Source organism: Micromonospora sp. NPDC023966, from assembly GCF_040639095.1.
Taxonomy (GTDB): Bacteria; Actinomycetota; Actinomycetes; order Mycobacteriales; family Micromonosporaceae; genus Micromonospora.
In genome coordinates this window covers 41,482-56,917 of the sequence record NZ_JBEZZJ010000007.1, presented here as the reverse complement: position 1 = coordinate 56,917, position 15,436 = coordinate 41,482, and the positions used below count along the sequence as shown (strand labels likewise).

General features: G+C 73.9%; 10 protein-coding genes. 6 read left to right on the top strand and 4 right to left on the bottom strand.

What is annotated here, in order from left to right; all coding sequences use genetic code 11:
• The first annotated feature begins 88 nt into the window (after window positions 1–88).
• Window positions 89–499, top strand: coding sequence for a DUF6223 family protein (locus AB0F68_RS12870; protein WP_357336091.1), 411 nt, complete (start codon window positions 89–91; stop codon window positions 497–499).
• 69 nt (window positions 500–568) lie between these two features.
• On the opposite strand, the gene AB0F68_RS12865 is transcribed toward AB0F68_RS12870, so the two are convergent.
• Entirely contained in the window at window positions 569–1,231 is a 663-nt protein-coding gene (locus AB0F68_RS12865) for a response regulator transcription factor (RefSeq protein ID WP_357336085.1), read from the bottom strand.
• Complete coding sequence (locus tag AB0F68_RS12860) at window positions 1,228–2,400, bottom strand: sensor histidine kinase (RefSeq protein ID WP_357336083.1); 1,173 nt, start codon at window positions 2,398–2,400, stop codon at window positions 1,228–1,230. The genes AB0F68_RS12865 and AB0F68_RS12860 overlap by 4 nt, the downstream gene beginning before the upstream one ends.
• Window positions 2,401–3,160: 760 nt before the next feature.
• Here AB0F68_RS12860 and AB0F68_RS12855 point away from each other — a divergent pair.
• The 3 genes from AB0F68_RS12855 to AB0F68_RS12845 all read left to right on the top strand — a co-directional run bounded on the left by AB0F68_RS12855 (window position 3,161) and on the right by AB0F68_RS12845 (window position 9,599).
• Complete coding sequence (locus AB0F68_RS12855) at window positions 3,161–5,974, top strand: BTAD domain-containing putative transcriptional regulator (RefSeq protein ID WP_357336081.1); 2,814 nt, start codon at window positions 3,161–3,163, stop codon at window positions 5,972–5,974.
• Window positions 5,975–6,088: 114 nt separating this feature from the next.
• Entirely contained in the window at window positions 6,089–6,613 is a 525-nt protein-coding gene (locus AB0F68_RS12850) for a sigma-70 family RNA polymerase sigma factor (protein WP_357336079.1), read from the top strand.
• Between the two features lie 121 nt (window positions 6,614–6,734).
• Complete coding sequence (locus tag AB0F68_RS12845) at window positions 6,735–9,599, top strand: BTAD domain-containing putative transcriptional regulator (protein WP_357336076.1); 2,865 nt, start codon at window positions 6,735–6,737, stop codon at window positions 9,597–9,599.
• A gap of 42 nt (window positions 9,600–9,641) precedes the next feature.
• On the opposite strand, the gene AB0F68_RS12840 is transcribed toward AB0F68_RS12845, so the two are convergent.
• On the bottom strand, window positions 9,642–12,977 hold the full coding sequence (locus AB0F68_RS12840; RefSeq protein ID WP_357336074.1) for a S8 family serine peptidase: 3,336 nt from the start codon (window positions 12,975–12,977) through the stop codon (window positions 9,642–9,644).
• A 123-nt stretch (window positions 12,978–13,100) separates the two neighbouring features.
• Here AB0F68_RS12840 and AB0F68_RS12835 point away from each other — a divergent pair, with 123 nt between their 5' ends.
• Entirely contained in the window at window positions 13,101–13,436 is a 336-nt protein-coding gene (locus tag AB0F68_RS12835) for a GNAT family N-acetyltransferase (protein ID WP_357336072.1), read from the top strand.
• 219 nt (window positions 13,437–13,655) lie between these two features.
• Entirely contained in the window at window positions 13,656–13,814 is a 159-nt protein-coding gene (locus AB0F68_RS12830) for a hypothetical protein (protein ID WP_357336070.1), read from the top strand.
• A 61-nt stretch (window positions 13,815–13,875) separates the two neighbouring features.
• Here AB0F68_RS12830 and AB0F68_RS12825 read toward each other — a convergent pair whose 3' ends face one another.
• Window positions 13,876–15,435 (bottom strand): cellulose binding domain-containing protein, encoded by a 1,560-nt coding sequence (locus AB0F68_RS12825; protein ID WP_357336068.1) that lies wholly within the window; start codon window positions 15,433–15,435, stop codon window positions 13,876–13,878.
• Window position 15,436 lies beyond the last annotated feature (1 nt).

The following is a 15,436-nucleotide window of genomic DNA, read 5'->3' as shown; positions in this document are numbered from 1 at the left end:
CCCAACGGCAACTCCGGCATGACGACGCGCGAGCACACCGCTGCATACGCTGCCGCCAGCACCCGTCATGCGACCGAAGGGATCCTCAATGTCCATCCGTCACGTGGTTGCCGCCGCCGCTCCCGCCCTGCTCATCGGGTCCGGACTCGCCAAACCGGCGGCCGCGCACGCCTCGGTCGCCGCCGGTGGCGTCGGCGGCTCCGGGCGAGTCGGGGCCACCGCGTTCGCCCTGCTGGGGCTGATCAGCGTGGTCATCGGTGGGCTGGCTCGAGCCCGCTCCGCCGGTCGTGTCGGCTCCGGCTCGGGGCGAGCCGGGGCCATGGTGGCCGTGGTGCTGGGGCTGACCAGCATGGTCCTCAGCGTGCTGCATCTGGCCGAGACGACCGAGGGTTTCGGCACCGGCCAAGGGCGAGCCGGGGCCATCGTGGGCCTGGTGCTGGGCCTGATCGGCACGAACGTCGGTGGGCTGACCTTGGCCCGCTGCCGCCGCACCGGCTGACCCGGCCGACCCCGCTGACCCGGCCATGGCGCCGGGTCAGTGCGTGTGGTGAGTCCCGGAGGTGGTTCGTCAGGAGCGGGCGAGCCAGCCGGGGACGGTCAGTCCGGACTCGTACGCGAGGATCACCAACTGGGCCCGGTCACGGACCTGGGTCTTGGTCATGATCCGGCTGACGTGCGTCTTCGCGGTGGCCGGACTCAGCACCAGCCGCGCGGCGATCTCGTCGTTGGACAGGCCGGCGGCGACCAGCGCCATCACCTCGCGCTCCCGTTCGGTGAGCGCGCTCAGCCGCGGCCCCGGGTCCGGATGCCTGACCCGGGCGGTGAACTCCGAGATCAGCCGGCGGGTGATCGACGGCGCGATCAACGCGTCACCGCGCGCCACCACCCGCACCCCGTGGATCAGCTCCGCCGGCTCGGTGTCCTTGACCAGGAAGCCGCTCGCGCCGGCTCGCAACGCGCCGTAGACGTAGTCGTCCAGGTCGAAGGTGGTCAGGATGATCACGCGGACATCGGAGCTCGCGGCGATCTCCCGGGTGGCGGCCAGGCCGTCCAGCCCGGGCATCCGGATGTCCATGAGGACGACGTCCGGCCGCAGCCGCCGGGCGAGCCGCGCCGCCTCGGCGCCGTCGGCGGCCTCGCCGACCACCTCGATGCCGTCCTCTCCGTCGAGGATGGACCGGAACCCGGCGCGTACCAGGGTCTGGTCGTCGGCGAGCAGCACCCGGATCATGCCGCGTCCCCCGGCCCCGATCGCAGCGCCGGCGCTCCCGCCGGCACCGGGCCGGGCGGCAGCGGGAGGCGGGCGCACACCCGGAAGCCGCCGTCCGCGCCCGGGCCCGTGGTCAGCGAACCGCCCAACGCCCGGGCCCGCTCGCCCATGCCGAGGATCCCGATGCCGGGCGTGCCCGGTGCGCCGGTGCCGTCGTCCTCCACCTCCACCAGCACGTCGTCGCGGTCGGGCCGGACCCGGATCACCGCGGCGGTCGCACCGGCGTGCCGGGTCACGTTGGTGAGGGCCTCCTGGACGATCCGGTACGCCGCCAGGTCGACCTCCGGCGGCAGCGGCCGGGTCTCGGCCAGCTCGGTGCGGATCTCCAGCCCGGACCGCCCGGCCGTCGTGACCAACTCGTAGAGGCGGTTCAGGCCCGGCGCCGGCGCGGTCGGCGCCTCGCCCTCCCGCCTCAGCACTCCGAGCGTCGTACGCAGCTCACGCAGCGTCTCCTTGCTCGTCTGTTTGATCGCGGTGAGCGCCTGGGTGGACCGGGTGGGGTCCGGGCGGTGCAGCGCGGCGCTGGCCTGCACGTTGATCAGCGAGAGGTGGTGGCCGAGCACATCGTGCAGCTCGCGGGCGATGCGCAGCCGCTCCTCGGTGGCCCGGCGCCGGGCCTCCTCCTCCTTGCCCTGCTCCGCGGCGAGCACCCGGGCCTGCGCCTCGGCGTGGTAGGCCCGGCGGTTGCGGGTCACACCGACGATGACCGCGACGAGCCAACCGGCGTGCAGCAGCGTCGCCCCGTTCCCACCGTCGGCCGTCCGGCCATAGCCGTCCGCGACGGCGAAGGCGACCACCGAGGCGAGGCCGAGCCCGATGGCGACCGGGAGGTGCCCCTCGTCGACGACGGTGTAGAGCGCCACGACGAACACCAGCATGATCGGCCCGGGCCGGTGCAGCAGCGCGCCGTACGCGCCCACGGCGGCCAGCGCCACCACGCCCACCGCCACCGGATGGCGGCGGCGCAGGTGCAGCGCGCCGGCGGATGCCAGCACGGCCGGCAGTGCCGCCCATTCGGCGGCGGTGTCGATGCCACGGGACTGCACCACCAGGCCGAGCAGAGCCACCAGGCCGACCGCGAGCACCAGGGCGATGTTCGCCGTGTCGCGGTGCCACCGCCACCTCACCATGCGGCGAAGCCTAGTGTCCGGCAACGGGCGGGAGAAGGCCCCGCGCTGCTGCTGACCGCCACCCTCGCCCGCGCGGCGGCAGCGAGCTGTGGCCCGGCTGACCAGGGGCTCAGCTTTCCGCCGGATCCGAGGGCGGCTGGGCGGGCGTCGCCGGCAGGCACAGGAACTCTCCGGTTGCCGGGTCCTGACACAGGTATCGACGGCCTTCGTGCATCCACCCCCACAGCGGGTCCTCGAACAGCCGTTGCTGGCAGTGCCGGCAGGTCGCCGCTCGTCCCGTGCCGGGCGCGGGTGACGACACCTCGCGGGGTCCCTCGTGCTGCGCGCCGTGTCGCTGCCGAGCCGAGCGCGGTGCCGGCGCCGGTGGGGGCGGAATCTGGTGCACCTCAGCCACGAGTACTCCTGTCCGTGTTGCCGCAGACCGGTACGGACGGGACCGGGTCAAGGGTCCCGTCCGCCAGGGGGGCGGCGAAGCGGGCCCCCTTAAGGACAGGCGTCCAAGGTCGTTAGGTCGTTACGGGACGCGGCCGGCCCGGCACCTGCCACCCCGCCTTCGCGAACCGGACGGCCCGCGCCCCGTTCTGATCGGACGCCCCGAACACCCGCACAAATCCGACGGGCGGCCGTGGTTCAGGCGAGTGCGGCATGACGGATACGCCGCCCCGCTTCGTCCTCGACGAGGTCGTACGCCCAGGCCTTCCGCCCCGGGACCGGCGGCCGGAAGCTCCGGATGGCGGAGCGGCCGGTTACCGTTTCCGCTGTGCTGGCGGAGGCGGGGGAGAGGATCGGCTTCTCGGTGCTCGGCTCGATCAGGGTCGTCCGCGCCGGCGCCGAGCTGCGTCTGGGCGCCCGCCAGCAGCGCCTGGTGCTCGCGTTGCTGCTGGCCCGGGCCGGTTCACCGGTCTCCCTGGCCGAGCTGGTCGACCTGCTCTGGGACGAGGAGGCCCCGGCCAGCGCCGCGAACGTCGTGCACCGGCACGTCGGGGCGCTCCGGCGGCTGCTCGAGCCCGGCCTGCCCACCCGGTCGACGGGCCGGCACATCCTCCGGGAGCTCTCCGGCTATCGGCTGTGCGCTGACGCGGAGTCCCTCGACCTGCTCAAGTTCCGGTCGCTGAGCCGGCTGGCGAGCCGCAGCCTGCAGGACGGCGACCCGGAGTCGGCGTTGCGACATTCCCTCGACGGGCTGCGGCTGTGGCGCGGCCGCTGTGCCGCGGGCCTGGAACCGGCCTCCCGCCTGCATCCCGCGTTCCTCGCCGTGGAGGCCGAACGCGCCCAGGCCGTGCGCGAGGCCGCCGACGCCGCCGAGCGTTGCGGCCGGCTGAGCGCGGTGCTGGCGCCGTTGCGGCAGGCCGCCGAGCAGCACCCGCTCGACGAGTCGCTGCAGAGCCGGTTGCTGCTGGCGCTCGCCGCCGACGGCCGCCAGGCGGAAGCCGTCGAGATGTACCGGGTGGTGCGCCGCCGGCTCGCCGACGACCTGGGCATCGATCCGGGCGAGGAGCTGCGGGAGGCGTACGACCGGCTGCTGCACCAGCGCACCCGGCCGGCGCGTGCCGGGTCGCCGTCGCCACTCCCGCGGCCCGCGCAGCTCCCGCCGGACCTGCCCTTCTTCAGCGGCCGCGACGACCTCATCGCCGAGGCCCGCGCGGCGGTCGCGCGCCCGGGCGGGCCGGCGGTGCTCGCGATCGACGGCATGCCCGGGGTCGGCAAGACCGCCCTCGCCGTCCACCTCGCCCACCGGTTCGCCGCCGGCTACCCGGACGGGCAGCTCTATGTCGACCTGCGCGGATACGACGGGCGGGAGCCGGCCATGAGCCCGTCCGAGGCGCTGCGCGGCTTCCTCGGCTCGCTCGGGGTGCCCCAGGAGAGCATTCCCGCCGAGCTGCACGCCCAGGCCGGCATGTATCGCAGCAGCCTTGCCGGCCGACGCCTGCTGATCATGCTCGACAACTGCCGGGACGCCGAGCAGATCCGGCACCTGCTGCCGGGCAGCCCCGGCTGCCTGGTGATCGTCACCAGCCGCAGCCGGCTCAGCACCCTGCTGACGATGGCCGGCGCCCACCCGTTGCCGGTCGGCCTGCCGAGCGTCGACGAGGCGCGCGCGGCGCTCCTGGGGCCGCTCGGCGCCGGCCGCGTCGCGACGGACCCGGCCGCGATCGACGCCATCATCGCCAGCTGCGGACGGCTGCCGCTCGCGCTGGCCGTGGTGGCCGCCCGCGCGGCGAGCCTGCCGCAGACACCACCGGCGCAGATCGCCGCCGAGCTGGCCCAGGCGCCCGGGAGCCTGGACGGCTTCGACGGCGACGACCCGCAGACCGGCCTGCGTGCCGTCTTCTCCTGGTCCTACCAGGCACTTTCCGCGCCGGCCGCCCGGCTCTTCCGGCTGTTGCCGGTCCATCCCGGCCCCGACATCTCGATCGCCGGGGCGGCGGGCCTGGCCGGCGTCTCGCTGCGCAGCTCGCGGGCACTGCTCGGCGAGCTGAGCCGGGCGCACCTGGTCAGCGAGGACCTGCCGGGCCGCTACCGCACCCACGACCTGCTGCTGGCCTACGCCACGGAACTCGGCGAGGAGAACGACGGCCCAGCCGAGCGCGCCGCCGCGGAGCTGCGCTGCCTGCAGTTCTACCGGGCAACCGCCTATCAGGCGCACCGACGGCTGCTGACCTCCGAGTACCAGCCGATGATCGAACCGGGGCCGGCCGAGACCCCGCTGCGCTTCGCCGGTCACGGCGACGCCATGCGCTGGTTCACCGCCGAGCGCCAGGTTCTGATCGCGCTGGTCGGCCGGGCCGCCCGGCAGGGCCGGCACACCGAGGCCTGGCAGCTCGCCCTGGGCATGCAGCACTTCTTCGACTTCAGCGGCCGGTGGGCCGACTGGACGACGACCGGCGAGGTGGCCCTCGAGGCCGCCCGGTCGGGCGGCGACCTGGTCGGACAGGCCCGGATGCACCGCAGCCTGGCCGGCGCGGCCTACTTCCGGCACGAGCACGAGACCGCGGTGGGGCACCTCGACCAGGCGGTCGAGCTGCTCGCCCGGCTCGGCCTGTACGACGAGATGACCCGGGCCGGGATCAACCGGGCGATGATTCTGAGCGCCCAGGGGCGACACGAGGAGGTCGTCCGGGCGCTCTCCGCGGCGCTGGGGCCATGGGCCGCCGGAGACGACAAACTGCTCGCGGACGTCCTGGTGATCATGGCCGCGAGCTACATCGAACTGGGCCGGGAGGACGAGGCCGTGCGCTGCGCCGAGCAGGCCATGGCGCTGTCGCGCGGAGCGCGGTACGGGCTGGGCATCGCCGAGGCGTGGGAGGTGCTCGGCCGGGTGCATTCCGCCCGACGGGAGCTCGGCAAGGCGGTCGACTGCTGGCGCGAGGCGGCCGTCACCTACCAGGAGGCCTCGGCGTCGGCGCCGGCCGCGGAGGTGCTGGCGCTGCTCGGCGACGCCCTCGCCGCCGCCGGCGACCAGGACGCCGCGGTGCGGGTATGGCAGGAGGCGCAGGCCCTGATCCCGTACGCGCAGACCCCGACCGGTCGGCGGCTGGCCGGCCTGCTCGCGGCGGTCACGTCACGTCCGTGACCGGTCGCGGTCGGCGACGGCACTCGATTCGCACTTTCGCGTCAGTCCATTCGCATCGCTCGTCCCTAGGCTCGTGCCGCATTCACCGTTGCTCCTGCGTATGGGGGAGATGTCGTGCTGCGGGCACTCGACGGATCACCGGCCGGCCCGGCCGAACGCATGACCGCGCTGCACGCGGACCATGCCCGTGCCGTGCTGCGTCTCCTGCTCGTGCTGACCCGCGGCCAGCGGCAGACCGCCGAGGATCTGCTCCAGGAGACGATGCTGCGGGCCTGGCGTCACCTCGACTCGGTGCCGGTCGATCCCGATGCCGCCCGCCGGTGGCTCTCCACCGTCGCCCGGAGGCTCGTCATCGACGGCGTCCGGCGGCGGCGGGGCCGCCCGGCCGAGGTCCATCTCGTCGACATGACCTGGATTCCCGCCGGTGACGACACCACCGGCGCGGCGCTGGCGTCGCACGCCATCCGGCACGCGTTCGGCCGGCTGAGCCCCGCGCAGCGCAGCCTGCTCTCCGAGGTCTATCTGGTCGGGCGGTCACCGGAAGAGGTCGCGGGCCGGCTGGGAGTGCCGATCGGCACGGTGAAGTCCCGGACCCACTATGCGCTGCGCGCCCTGCGCACCGGCCTCGAGGCGGCCTGAGCAGGGACGACCTGGCCGCCCGCTGAGCCGAAGCTCACAGCCGCACCGCGTGCCCGCCGCGCCGCGGGCCCTGACATGCTGTGGCGATCGTGGCAACCAGCACCGTGTGGATCGCACCAGGATGACCAGCGCGCTCACCTTCGCCGTTCTCGGCCCGGTGCGGGCCTGGCGTGGCCGGTCCGAGATCGACCTGGGCACCCGGCAGCAGCGGCTGATCCTGGCGTTGCTGCTCGTCCGGGCCGGCGGCGGGGTCAGCGTCGCCGAGCTCGTCGACCTGCTCTGGGAGTCCGACCCCCCGCCCAGCGCCGTCAACGTGGTGCACCGGCACGTCGGAATGCTCCGGCGGCGCTTCGAGCCGGGGCTGCCGACCCGGGCGGTGGGCTCGGTGCTGATCCGCGACGGCGCCGAGTACCGGCTGCGGCTCGACGGAGAGTCGCTCGACCTGCTGCGGTTCCGGCGCCTGGTCGCCCAGGCCGGTGCCGGCTCCGGCGAGCCGGCCGTCGAGCTCTACCGGGAGGCGCTGGCGCTGTGGCGCGACCGGTGCGCCTCGGGGCTGCAGGCCGGCGGCCGGGCCCATCCGGAGTTCGTCGCGGTCGACGGCGAGCGGTTCGCGGCCGTCCGGGCGGCCACCGACGCCGCCCTGCGGGCCGGGTGCGTCCACGCGGTGCTGCCCGCGATCCGGCTGGCCGCCGAATCCGAGCCGCTGGACGAGGCCCTGCAGGCGCGGCTGCTGCTCGCGCTCGCCGCGGACGGCCGGCGAGCCGAGGCCCTCGCGGCCTATGCCGAGATCGAGCACCGGCTCGCCGACGAGCTCGGCATCCAGCCGGGCGGCGACCTGCGCGCGGCCCGGGACAGCCTGCTCGACCACGACGTCCCGGCCGACGGCTCCAGGTCGCGGCGCGGCGTCGCACCGTCCTTCCTCCGGTCCGGAGCGCCGCCCGGCGGCGCCGAGGCCGAATCACGGCCGCCGGCCGAGCCGAGGTCGTCGCCGTCGACCGGGGGCGAGCCACCGGCGCAGTTGCCGGCCGACCACCCCTACTTCGCCGGCCGCCGCGACGTCGTGGCGGCCGCGGAGGAGCTGCTGGCCGCAGACCCGCGGACCACCGCGCTGGTCATCGACGGAATGCCCGGGGTCGGGAAGACCACCTTCGCGGTGCACCTGGCCCACCGGCTGGCCGCCCGCTATCCCGACGGGCAGTTGCATGCCGACCTGCGCGGTTTCGGCTCCGGCGACTCGGTGATGACACCGGCCGAGGCGCTGCGCGGCTTCCTGTGGTCCCTCGGAGTCGCGCCGGCCGCCATCCCGGCCGAGCTGCACGCCCAGGCCGGTCTCTACCGCAGCATCCTGGCCGAGCGCCGGATGCTGATCCTTCTCGACAACTGCCGTGACTGGGAGCAGATCCGGCACCTGCTGCCCGGCACCGGCGACAGCCTCGTCATCGCCACCAGCCGCCGCCGGATCACCGGCGTGGCCGGCCCGGCCGGCGCCCACCCGCTGCACCTCGACCTGCTGACCGGCGCCGAGGCCCGCGAGCTGCTCACCCGCTGGCTCGGCGAGGCGGCGGCCGCCGACCCGGCCGCCGTCGACGAGATCATCGCGCGGTGCGGCCGGCTGCCGCTGGCCCTGGCGCTGGTCGCCACCCGCAGCGTCGGCCGGCCCGGGCTCAGCCTGCCCGCCGTCGCCGGCGAGCTGGCCGGGGCGGACGGCCGGCTGGCCGGCTTCGGGGACGCGCACGCCGACCTGGAAGCGATCTTCTCCTGGTCCTACCGGGCCCTGACTCCCGAGGCGGCCCGGCTCTTCCGGCTGCTGCCCCTGCACCCGGCCGGGGAGCTGAGCACGGAAGCGGCGGCCGCTTTGGGCGGCCTGTCCCTGCGCGCCGCCCGCGGCCTGCTCGCCGAGCTCGGGGCGCAGCTGCTGGTCCAGCCCGGCGGCGGCCGGTGGCGGATGCACGACCTGCTGCGCGCCTATGCCACGGAACTCGGGGAGGAGCTCGACGACGACACCGAGCGGACCGCCGCCATTGAGCGGGTCTACGACTATTACCAGCTCAGCGCGTACGCGGCGCATCTGCCGCTGCAGCCGCAGGTGCCGCTGCCGGAGCCGGAGCCGTCCGAGCGCGGGGTCACCGGACGGGGCTTCACCGGCCGGGCCGACGCGCTGGCCTGGTTCGCCGCCGAGCAACGGGTGCTGACCGACATCGTCGCGCGGGCCGAGGAGCGCGGCCGTCCGGACACGGCCTGGCGGATCGCGTTGGCCCTGCAGAACTACTTCCAGGACACCGCGCAGTTCAAGCAGTGGGCGGCAACGGTGAGCACCGGCCTCGCCGCGACCGGGAACGACCCCGCAGTCCAGGCCCTGCTGCACCGCAGCCTGGGCGGCGCCTGCTATTTCCTGGCCGATCTGGACCGCGGGCTGTTGCACCTGCAGCACGCCCGGGCGCTCTTCCATCGTCTGGGCCGGCGGACCGAGCAGGGCCACGTGGAGAACAACATCGCCGAGATCCGGCTGGCCCAGCGGCGCTACCTCGAGGCGATCCGGCACGCCGAGGCCGCGCGGGCGCTCCTTCGCGCCGAGGGCAACGTGCGGGGCGCCACCAACGCGCTGCTGACCATCGCGCGGGCACAGGGCTGGCTCGGCCGGCACGACGAGGCGCTGGGCATGTTCGTCGAGGCGCGGCGGCAGTTCGACGCCCTCGGCGACCTGCACGGGGTGGGCACCACCCAGGCCTGGCTGGCGCACACGTACTCGATGGTCGACGACCTGCCGCACGCGACGGCGACCTGGCAGCAGGCGATCGACACCTTCCGCGCCGCCGGGGCCCCGCACCACACCGCCGAGGTGCTGGTCTCGATCGGCGACTTCCACTCCGCCAACGGCGACCCGGCCCTGGCCGGGCAGGCGTGGAGCGAGGCCCTGGCCGAGCTGGACGGGACGGACTCGCCCATGGCCCGGCGGATCCGCGACCGGCTGCTCTGGCACCGGTGACCCGGACGCGGCGCCCGCGGGCGCCGCGTCCGGGGCCCACCGTCAGTACCGGTAGGCGCGGATGATGGTCTGCTTGACCGTGTTACCGCTGGTGTCCGACGCGGCGGCCCGCAGCGATACGAAGCCGCCGCCCGCCGGGTTGTGCACCCAGGCGACCGCCTTCTCGCCGGACCGCTGCACGGTCAGCCGCTGCCAGGTCTTGCCGTCGTCGAAGGACGCCTCGACGGTCAAGGTCCTGGTCCGGCCCGGCGCCGCCCCGACCTGACGGTCGAGCGAGACCGGGATCGCGAACAGCCGGCCCGCCGGCGCCCGGTTGTCGATGTCGAGCTCCGGGCTGTAGCGGATCGCCGTCATGGGCAGCTTCACCAGCTCGCCGTCGCTCACGTGCCCGGACGTGAAGGTCCACTCGGCGTCGACCACGGTCGACAGGGTGAACTCCGGGTCGCTGCGGAAGGTCGCGGCCAGCCGGTAGTCACCCTTCTCCGCGGGCACCTCCCACACCCAGGGCGCCTGGGTCGCGTCGCCGACCTTGACCCCGTCGCGGTAGAGGTTCACCTGCACGCTGCCGCCGCGAACGTGCCGGAAGCCCATGTGCCCGGTGCCGTCGCCGTGCAGCGGCCCCGGCCCGCCCATGAGGTCACCCCAGTAGCGGGTGGCGAACTGCTGGCCGAAGTTCGGCTCCGGGAAGACCGGCCCGGCCACGCCGTTGGCCCACTTCACGTCGTACGTGCGGCCGGGCCGGAAGCTGGTCCACGCCGACTCGTAGTACGTGTACCTCAGCTGCGACGAGGTCGACTGCCACACCGCCTGCTTGTCCTGGTTGTAGTACTCGGTGATGGTGCCCGGCGCGTCGTAGCTGAAGCTCGGCGGGATGGTGCGCTCGTCCCGGTAGACCGGCGAGTTGCCGGGCGCGTGCGCGACCGCGGTCCGCGAAACCGGCACGCCGGCCACGTCGGCGCTGACCCGCGAGCGGACCGTGGCGAAGTCGCCCGCGCGCAGCCTGCGGGTCAGCCCGGTCATCATCCTCTCCGGCTCGTAGAAGTAGACCCGGTAGGCGTACGGGCTGTTGTGCAGGCTGCCGTCCTCGGCCACCTGGCCCCACATCCCGTTGACGTAGGAGACGAAGCCGGGCGTCTTGCCGGCCCCGATCTGGGCGGTCCGCACCTGATCGAGGGGGATGCCCATCACCACGCCGAACGGGTCGTTGCTGCCCCAGATCTGCGGCTGCTCGGTCCGGATCGTCCAGCCGAACTCCTGGTGGACCGCGGTGGCCTTCGGGTTCGGCACGGTCACCACGATCGGCTTCGCCAGGCGGGCGTCCATGGTGAGCGCCTGGTCCGTGGTCAGGTCGAGGCTCGGGCGCATCAGCGAGGTGACGTGCGGGAGGTACGGGTCGCCGGTCAACAGGTAGGTCTGGACCAGGTAGCGACCCGCGCGGACCCGGTACGAAGTGATCGCCGGGTTCTCGAACACCGTGACGGTCTGCCGGTCGAGGTCGGTCAGGAGGGTCACCCAGCCCTGCTCGGACGTGGGTGCTCCGCCGTCCGGCCCGACGAGCTTGAGGTCCAGCCGGTGGCGGGCGATGTCGAGCGCGACCGGGGTCTGCACCTGCACGCCGTCGCCGGTGGCGGTCACCTCACCGCCGAAGTAGTGGTCGGGCAGGTCGGCGCCGGCCTGGACGGTGACGGTCACGGTGGCCGTGCCGCCGGCCGGGACCGACACCGAGGAGGCGCTGAGGCTGAACAGGCCGGCCGGCGCCGGGGCGCCCTCGGCGTCCTTGGCGTCGAGGGAGACCGCCAGGGTGAGGGCGGAGGAGCCGCTGTTGGCGTACGTGACCGTGCTCTGCTGCGCGGTGGTGGTCCGCTCGAAGGCGACGCTGACCGGGCTCGCCGTGACGGTCTGCCGGGTGGCCCGGGCGACGTCGAGGAAGCCCGCGCCCTGCTCGTAGACACCGATGGTGGCGCTCGGCTTCGCGGCCGCCATCAGCGTGGACTTGATCCGCTCGGGCGCCCAGTCCGGGTGCTGCTGGGTCAGGATCGCCGCTGCGCCGGCCACGTGCGGAGTCGCCATCGAGGTGCCGTTGAGGGCGGTGTACTGCGGATTCTCGTCGTTCGGCTGCAGGTCGGAGGTCGAGCTGCGGGCGGCGACGATGCCGACGCCGGGCGCGGTGATGTCCGGCTTGATGCCGGCGTCGCCCGTGCGCGGGCCCCGGCTTGAGAAGCCGGCCAGCTCGCCCGTCTTGGTCACGGCACCCACGGTCAGCGCCTCGGTCACGCTGCCGGGGGAGTTCACCGTGGACTCGCCGGCCTCGCCGCTGTTGCCGGCGGCGACGACGAAGAGCACGCCGTAGCGGTGGGTGAGGTCGGCCAGGGCCGCCTCGATCGGGTCGGTCTCCGGGCTGTCCGCGCCGCCGAGGCTCATGTTGGCGACCTTGACGCCCTGCTGCGCCGCCCAGGTCATACCGGCCACGATCGCCGACTCCGGGCAGCCGATCTCCGTGCAGACCTTGGCGCTGTAGAGGGTCGCGCCGGGCGCCATGCCCTTGAAACGGCCCTGCGAGGCGGCGGCGCTACCGGCGATGGTGGAGGCGACGTGGGTGCCGTGGCCGACCCGGTCGAGGGTGTCCGGGTCGCCGGTGAAGTTCTCCGCCGCGGCGACGCGGCCGGCCAGGTCGGGGTGGGTCTGGTCGACGCCGGTGTCGATCACGCCGACCTTCACCCCGGTGCCCGTCCAGCCGGCCTGCCAGGCCTGCGGCGCGCCCGTCAGCGGGACGCTGACGTCGAGGGTGGGCTGACGCAGCCCGTCGAGCCAGATCTTGTCGAACCCGGCCCGCAGTTGCCGCTCCGTGCCGTTCCCGTTGGAGGTGAGGTTGTTCCAGAAGGACACCGCGTCCGCGCGGCTCTCCGCGACCGCGCTCGCCCCGGAGAGCTCCCGGGTGACCCGGCCGCCGGCGAGGCGGGCGGTGGCGGCGCTGCCGTGCTGGACGATGAGCGGCAGGGTGGCCCGGGTGTCGTCGTAGCCGAAACCGACCAGCATCGAGATGTCGAAGAGTCGCTCGTCGAGCTTGCCCCGGTTGAGCAGGCCGACGGCGTCGCCGGGGATGACCCGCACGTCCTCGCCGGCGCTGTGCGTGAGGAACGGGATCCGTTCCCGTCCCTTGCCCGGCACGACGTCGACCGCCGTCCGGCCGTTCACCGTGCTGACGTGCACGGTGTCGCCGGTGAGCAGCGTGACGGTCCGGGGCTTGGCCGCGACCGCGGGTGGGGTCGCCGGCTTCGCGGCTCGGGGCTGCGCCACGGCGGGCGGGCCACCAGGAGCCGCCGCCGAGACGCCCAGCACCAGCAGTGCCAGCGCCGATATCTTGCGAACTGACCGCATCATTCTCCCTTGATGAACGCGAGAGGTATCCGGGTGTCCCGGACGTGAGCGGCCGGTGAAAGTTCATTCGGAGTGACCTGGATCACTTCGGCAACCGGCCTGTCGCCGCGGTCACTTCCAGCGGTGGATCTCATCGCACCGTGGTTGGATTGCGGGATGGTTTTCACGGTGACGGACGTGCCCGAGCGGGAGCGGTTCGAGGCGCGCGACGAGACGGGCGCGACGGCCGGTGTGGTCACCTATCAGCTGAGCGGAAGCATCATCGCCTACACCCACACCGAGGTGGCCCCGGAGTTCGAGGGACGGGGCGTCGGTTCGACCCTGGCCCGCGCGGTGATGGATGACGCGCGCGCGAAGGGGCGGACCGTGGTGCCGATCTGCCCCTTCCTGAGTGGCTGGCTGGAGAAGCATCCCGAGTACGACGGCATCGTGGTCCGATCGACCCCCAAGGTCAAATAGCGGCTGCTCCGCCGGCGGCTCGACCCGAGCCGAAGGGCTGACGATCCCCGATCACAGATAAGCGGGGCGCGTCCGGGTATCCAGGCCTGACCAGAGGACGGCACGAAGGCGGCACCGCGGTGGAAGCCCGCAGCGAGCGGCTGCGCCCCAGCCGAAGTGACACCCGCACCCGGCTGAGGCACCGCGGAGTGCCGCACGACGAGCGGGAAGGGACAGGTCATGACATCGGTCGGCCAACGGCTCAAGGGATTCCTCAACAGCCCGCAGGGGCGCAAGATGATCGACCGCGGACGACGGGAAGCGGCGAAACCGGGCACCCAGCAGAAGCTCCGCCAGTTCGCGGAGCGGATGACCGGCCGGCCATCCGGCCGGCGCTGACCGACAGGAGCGCCCGCCCCCGGGGCCCGGCCGGTGCGGCCCCGGAGGCGTCGGCGCGAGGTCAGGGCAGCGCCTTGAGGAACGGGCCGTGGTTGAGCCGGAACTCCCAGCCGTAGTACCGGTCCCAGTTGATCGACCACGTCATCAGGCCGCGGAAGCCGGGGTTGGTGCCGCTGAGCGGCGTGTACGCGCCGCAGTTCTGGCCCCGGACGAGGCAGGTGACCGCCTGTTGTACGCCCGCCGGGGCGACGTAGCCGTTGCCCGCGCTGGTCGACGACGGCGTGCCGAAGGCGACCTGGTCCTCGCGTAGCGCCGGGAAGACCGCGCTGGTGTTTCCGGCGACCGGGAACCCGGCGAGCAGCATGTCGGTCATCGCGATGTGGAAGTCCGCGCCGCCCATGGTGTGGTACTGGTCGTCCAGCCCGACGATCGGGCCGGAGTTGTAGTCCTGTACGTGCAGCACGGTGAGGATGTCGCGCAGGGCGTGGATCACGGGCAGGTAGGACCCGGCGCGGGGATCCTGGCCGCCCCACGGGCCGGGCCCGTAGAACTGGTAGCCGAGCTGCACGAAGAACGTCTCCGGGGCCATCGTGAGGACGAATCCGGCGCCGTAGCGCTGCTTGAGGGCTCGGATCGCCGCGATCAGGTTGACGACCACCGGGGTGGTGGGGTTGCGGAAGTCGGTGTCGCCCGGGTTCAGGTAGAGGGAGTGACCCTCGAAGTCGATGTCCAGGCCGTCGAGGCCGTACCGGTCGATGATCGCGGACACCGACCGGACGAAGGTGTCCCGGGCTGCGGCCGTGGTCAGCTGCACCTGCCCGTTCTGGCCGCCGATGGAGAGCAGCACCTTCTTGCCCTGCTGCTGCTTGGCCCGGACGGCGGCGGTGAACTCCGCCTCGCTCTCGACGGTGGGGCACTCGGTGACGGGGCAGAGCTGGAAGCGGATGTCGCCGGAGGTGACCGAGGTGGGCTCACCGAAGGCGAGGTTGATGACGTCCCAGTCGGCGGGCACGTCGGCCATCCGCAGATAGCCGGAGCCGTTGGCGAAGCTGGCGTGCAGGTAGCCGATCAGGGCGTGCTTCGGCAGCCCGCTCGCCGGCGGCGGGGTCGTCGGCGACGGGGTCGTCGGTGGTGGCATGGTCGGCGGGGCGGTCGTCGGCGGCGGGCTGGTCGTGGGCGGTGGGGTGGTCGTCGGTGGCGTGGTCGGGGTGCCGCCGCCGCACGGGGCGCCGTTGAGGGTGCAGTCGGTCGGCGAGCCGGATCCGGTGGCGAGGAAGCCGAACGACACCGAGGCGCCGGGGGCGATCGTGCCGTTCCAGGACCGGTTCGTGAAGGTGTGCCGCTGGCCCACGCTGCTGACCGTGGCGTCCCAGTACGAGCCGAGGGTGGTGCCCGCCGGCAGGGTGAAGGCCACCTGCCAGCCGGTGATGGTGCTGCCGCCGCCGTTGGTGATGGTGTATCTGCCCTCCCAGCCGCTGCCCCAGTCGGAGGTCTTGGTGAAGGTGGCGGTGGGGCCGGCGGCCAGCGCCGGGCTGGCGAGGGCCACGGTCGCCGCGGCGGTGGCGGCCGTGGCGAGGGCCGCGAGGGCGGCCAGGAACGGGGTACGGGCGCTGCGGTGCATC